5 protein-coding genes are annotated in these 4,962 nt (G+C 71.1%); 2 read left to right on the top strand and 3 right to left on the bottom strand.

Annotated elements, in window-relative coordinates; genetic code table 11:
* A partial coding sequence (locus F4X11_12140) for a hypothetical protein (GenBank protein ID MYN65763.1) occupies positions 1-1,479 on the bottom strand: 1,479 nt, incomplete at its 3' end.
* Positions 1,480-1,686: 207 nt separating this feature from the next.
* Here F4X11_12140 and F4X11_12145 point away from each other — a divergent pair.
* Together F4X11_12145 and F4X11_12150 are read left to right on the top strand one after the other, a co-directional pair.
* Positions 1,687-2,247, top strand: a complete 561-nt coding sequence (locus tag F4X11_12145) for a lytic transglycosylase domain-containing protein (GenBank protein ID MYN65764.1) — start codon at positions 1,687-1,689, stop codon at positions 2,245-2,247.
* 206 nt (positions 2,248-2,453) lie between these two features.
* Complete coding sequence (locus tag F4X11_12150; protein ID MYN65765.1) at positions 2,454-3,101, top strand: hypothetical protein; 648 nt, start codon at positions 2,454-2,456, stop codon at positions 3,099-3,101.
* 653 nt (positions 3,102-3,754) lie between these two features.
* On the opposite strand, the gene F4X11_12155 is transcribed toward F4X11_12150, so the two are convergent.
* Both F4X11_12155 and F4X11_12160 read right to left on the bottom strand, forming a co-directional pair.
* Positions 3,755-4,018: a hypothetical protein gene (locus tag F4X11_12155; protein MYN65766.1), complete on the bottom strand. Its 264-nt coding sequence runs from the start codon at positions 4,016-4,018 to the stop codon at positions 3,755-3,757.
* A gap of 75 nt (positions 4,019-4,093) precedes the next feature.
* Positions 4,094-4,861 carry a hypothetical protein gene (locus tag F4X11_12160; GenBank protein MYN65767.1) on the bottom strand — a complete coding sequence of 256 codons (768 nt, stop codon included), beginning with the start codon at positions 4,859-4,861 and terminating at the stop codon, positions 4,094-4,096.
* Positions 4,862-4,962: the final 101 nt, after the last annotated feature.

The raw sequence follows: 4,962 nt of genomic DNA on the forward strand, positions 1-4,962 counted from the left end.
GGTGGGGGGGTGGGGGCCGGCCTGGGGGCGGTGTCGATCCCGGCGGGGCGGGGACGCGGGGTCGGGCTCGCTGTCCTTCTCGGCCCGGGGGGGGGCCCCGCGGGCGGCGCCGGCCGCGCCGCCGTGCACGACGCGCAGAGGCGCGCCGGCGACACGCACCCGCACTCGATCGAGCGCGGCTTCGAGGGTCTGCCGGAGCGGGTAGTTACGGCTTCCCGTGACCAGGACGCGAATCTCCCGCGGTTCGCGCCGCGGGTCGTAGCCGGCGGGCGGCGGAGCTGTGGTTCGGGCGAGTGTCCACCCCTCGGTCAGTTCGCGGTCGTGCTGGCGGCCGGCTGGCCGTTCCTCGTCGGCGCGCTGCCGGGCGCGGAGCGCTTGGGCGCTCTCGGCCGCGCTGCGCGGCCGGTAGCCGGGGGCCTGCTCTCGGGGCTCGGCCTGCTGGGGCTCCCTGCGTTCGTCCTCGGCGTCGAGCTGCTCGGTGACGAGCTCGGCCGCCGCGCGTACGTCCGTTTCGTCGGCGGCCTCGCCGTCGCCGCCCACGAGCGGGATGGCGTAGTCGTGCGCCAGCACGGCGAGGTGCGAGGCGCCCCGATCGGCCTCATCGGCGAGGACGATCACCAGGTCGGGCTGCTCGTCGAGCAGCTCCTCGTTGCGACGGATGCCCGCGCGACGGTCGTCGTCCCAGGCCGCCGGGAACGCCTCGTACTCGGCGTCGACCATGTTGGCCCACTTGGCGGCCGGGGTGTTCTTGCGGTCGGTCGCCTCGAGGACCTGCATGGGGCGCCCGTCGGCGCCGACGCGGGCGGCTTCCAGCAGGCTGAACGTCCGCTGGCGCGTCGCGTTGTCGTCGCCCCCCGCGATGGCGACGCACATGGGCGTCAGCTCGGGATCGGTGACCAACCGGGCGGGGTTGCCGCCTCCCTCTTCCCTGCTCCGCTGGTGTCCGAAGTACCGCGCCTCGGCCTCGAGGTGGTCTGCCTGGCTGGTGAGGCGTTCGGCGCGCTGTTCGCGCAACGGGTCTCCCGCAATCGCTCGCAGGTGTTCCGCCTGTTCGCGCAGCAGCCGCGCCTGTTCCATCCGCTTCTCGTCGACGGGGCGGTAGTGGTCGAGCCCCTGTTCCCCGGCGTGGCGGCCAGCGTCGCCGGTCCCCGGCGCAGCTGCTTCGGCTCCGGAGGTGAAGGCTTGGTCGGGGGCGTCTGCCGGCGCCTTCGCCTGGAGGAGCCTGGCCTCTTCGAGGAGCACGGCGGAGAGCGCCAGCGGCGTCAGGTTCCCCTCGCCGGTGAACGCGACGACGTTGTGGCCCAGCGCGCCGAGGACCGCGTGCGGGTCGATGCCGGCGTCCAGGCACTTGGCGGGCGAGCAGCCGGGATTTTCGGTGACCATCTGCGCGACCTGCAGGATGCGCGGGTCCCCGAGCGCGAGCGACCGGTGGTTCGGGGAGGCGGTGTTGAGCGCCGCCAGGGCTTGTTCGTGCTGCATTTGCGGCTACCGGGGAACGGAAGTGTAGTCGGCCGTCGAGGAGGCCCCCGGCTGGTGTCGGGGAACCGGCGCCGTGCGTGGCCGCGCACGAGGGTCCGGCGTGGCGGCGCCGCACTTCGGAATGCGGCGGGAGCCAAGTCTGCCGGTGCGCTTCTGCTTCGACGGGGTGGTGCGAGTCGTTGGACTGACTGTGGACCGACGCGGCTCCTGACCGGCGTGCTTCGGCCGCTATGCTCGTGCGTGCCGAAGTTGTCGGTTCTCGGGCCCGCGGCCGTTGCCCTGGCGGTCGGCGGGATCGTTTCTCCGTCGAGTGCGGACGATTTGGGGACGCCGCGGGCGGCGGCCGCGTCGCGCTACGTCCGCCTGGTACTCGAAGCGTCGTCGGCCTACAGGCTGGATCCTCGTCTGGTTGACGCGGTCATTCGTACCGAGTCGGCGTACCGGCCGTTCGCCGTTTCCGCGCGGGGCGCGGCCGGGCTCATGCAGTTGATGCCGGCCACGGCGAGCCGCTTCGGGGTCGTCAACCGTTTCGATCCTGTCCAGAACGTCTTCGGCGGCTGCGCCTACCTGGCCGAGCTGCTCGCCGAGTTCGATCTCGTCCCGGCGATTGCGGCCTACAACGCCGGAGCGGGCGCGGTGCACCGGTACGGCGGCATTCCACCCTATGCGGAGACGCGCCGGTTCGTGGCCCGGGTGCTGCTGCGCTACCTGGATGCCGGCGGGGCCGGTTCGGTCAGCGAGGTCGAGCCGCATCCGTCGACGCGGTAGTGCGGGGCCGCGCGAGCGGGAAACGCCCTGCTCTACCGAGGAACCCGAAACGCGCGGGGTCACAACAGCAAGACTTCGGCGTGCACGCCCGATGCTGCGCCCGATGCGGTGTCGAGTCCCACCGCGGCTTGCGCATGCAGCGAACACCGTCAATCTGAGCCGGTTCGCCGATCCTCTGCACACTACCTCATGCAGAGGAGGGACCGATGAATTGTCGACTTTCGGTCGTGCTCGTCATCGGGTTGGTGACCGTAACGCCAGCCGTCGCTCAGCAGGCCGCCGACGTGCCGCGCTACGAGCTCGCAGTGGGGTTCGCCCCGTTCTTCCGGGCCGATGAGGGCGCCGAGGCGACCCAGGCGCCGAGTGCGTGGATCACGCTGCCGGTGGGCAGACTGGGTGTCCAGATCGACTACCTGCGGAACGTGCGCAGGCAATCGCTCTACTACCTCGGCTACGGCCACACGGACGACCAGGGCCGGGAGATACGCTACAACGTCGCCCGCGCGGACTTCGACGTCGAGCAGATGGTCAGTGCCGCGATCCGGTGGCGGTTTCCGGGACTCGGCGGGAGAAGCTACCTGCTGATCGGAGGGGCCTGGCAGTACAACAGGCGGCGCGCGTGTGTGGCGATTTCGCCGGATGACAGGCCGGAGCATGGCGCACGTGTGGACTTCCCGCCCGGCTTCGAGTGTTCCCGCTCGCCAGACGTGAGGAGCCGCATCCATCTTGCTCCGCTGTACGGCGTGGGGGTGGATCTCCCGCTGGGGTCCCGGTTCTTCGGGAGCGTGCAGTATCGCGCGCGGTGGCTTCCATCCTTGGCTGAAGTACGGGTCGGAGCAGGAATCCGTTTCTGACCGGGCGTGGATCCTGAGGGAGCCGTCCGCTCACTGAACACGGAGGGCGGAGAATCCGACCGGATTCGGCTCGGGACGACCGAACACGGTACGAGAACCGCCCGTTGTCCGGAGGGGGCGTAGCGAGCGGGGAGCCGGCCTCAACAGCAACAGACGGTCGAGGACGGAACAATGAGCCGCGCGCGTGCGGGGACGATCTTTCGTACGGGTGCCAGGTCCCTGTGAGGGTCAGGTGCAACAAGTCGGTGGCGAACTGCGATAGCCGCGGCGGTCGACCAGCGTGAAGCAGACGCCCTGGAGCAGGTCGTTGCGGGGTGCGCCGCGACCGGCCTGATCACGCTTGCGCCGCGCGTACGACGCCGAACCCGCCGCCAGGGTTCCTGAATGCGCGAATTCCGGCCAGATCGCAAATCGCGCGAAGCCGGCGCCGGCCTCGGAGGGCCGCGCCGCGGCGGCCGCGGGCAGGACCGCGAATCCGAGAGCGAGACGGTGGGGTCATGGTTCAATCCTCCCCGTCTCGGAATGCGTGGAAGGACGGAGAGCGGTTCAGTTGCACGCAGCCGGAAGCACATGGATCCCGGAGGGAGGCGAAGACGCGCGGATGCTGTCCAAACGGCCGGAATCCGTGTGCACAGCCGATCCCCGGCGTGTCGTTACGAGCGGCCGGGGGCGATGAGACTGTCGACGAACGAGGTCCGGCCGTCCCGGTCGAAGAGCTCGCGCTGGACGCCGCCCACGATGCGCCGGCGCCCGCTCTGGGCGGGCCGGCTCCAGTCGAGGCTCGGGCGTTGGGGCGGGACTCCCCTCCAGGGCTTCGCGATTGGAACCGTCGTGCCGAGGGTTGCTCCACGGTTGCGGGCCTGCTGTTCGGCCGGACTTGTCGGTCCCTCGCGGTCGTGTTGGGGCGGGCTCGTCATGGTGTCCGTCGCGGGTTCACGCTACCGGCTGCGGCCGCGTCGGCGGAGAGCCGTGCGGCGCGGAGTGGCGGATCCCTACCGCAGCCCGCGATCGTTGTCGATCCGTTGCAGCCGGTCGCTGTAGATTGTCCGATCGCCGTCGAGGTCGCCGCGGACGCAGCGGTAGAGCACGTTGTCGGTCTGCTCGTCGTCGTCGGCGGCCCAGGCCGCGGCGCCGTCCGCCAGGACGGCGACCGACAGGGTCTCGCAATCCGCGAACACCGTGCGGATGCTCCGGTCGGTTCTGGTCCGGAACGCCTGCTGGCGCGGCAGGCTGATGACGTTGAAGATGGCCGTGCCGCCGTCGACCAGCGTGTCGCGCACCCTCTGGTAGAACTCGATCGTCGCCAGGTGGGTGGGCAGGGACGTGCGGTGAGAGTAGGCGTCGGCCACGATGGCGGGCCAGCGCCGCTTCTGGGCGCGGAGCCAGGCTCGCGCGTCGGCGACGACCAGGGGGCCGGCGGGCGGTCCGAACAGCAGGCGCCCGGACAGCTTCCCCTGCCCGGGGTCGATGTCGACGAAGGTCGGGCGCAGGAGGCAGCCGGCGTCGCGGCCGAGCGTGCGTCCCGCCGCCCCGAGGACGGCGACCTCGCGGATGCCGCGATTGCACAGTGCCGTCTCGATGGCCTCGATGTAGGGGTGACCCTTCCCGTCGGGGTCGTCCCGGGATGACGAGCTTCGATTGACCGAGAGGACGCGGGCCTGCTCGGCGGGCACTTCGAGCAGCTCGTAGTCGGCGTAGGCGGTGCGCGCCAGGTAGAGGCGCTGGTCGTTGGTCCAGTAGGCGCCGAGGAGGACGGCCATGAAGGCGGCGGCGCCGATGGGGAGCGCCTTCGGAAAGGCCGCCCATGTGGAAATGGCAAGTTGAAAAGGGACCCCCGTGGCAACGTGAAAAGGGACCCCCA

This window comes from Acidobacteriota bacterium (assembly GCA_009861545.1).
Taxonomy (GTDB): domain Bacteria; phylum Acidobacteriota; class Vicinamibacteria; order Vicinamibacterales; family UBA8438; genus WTFV01.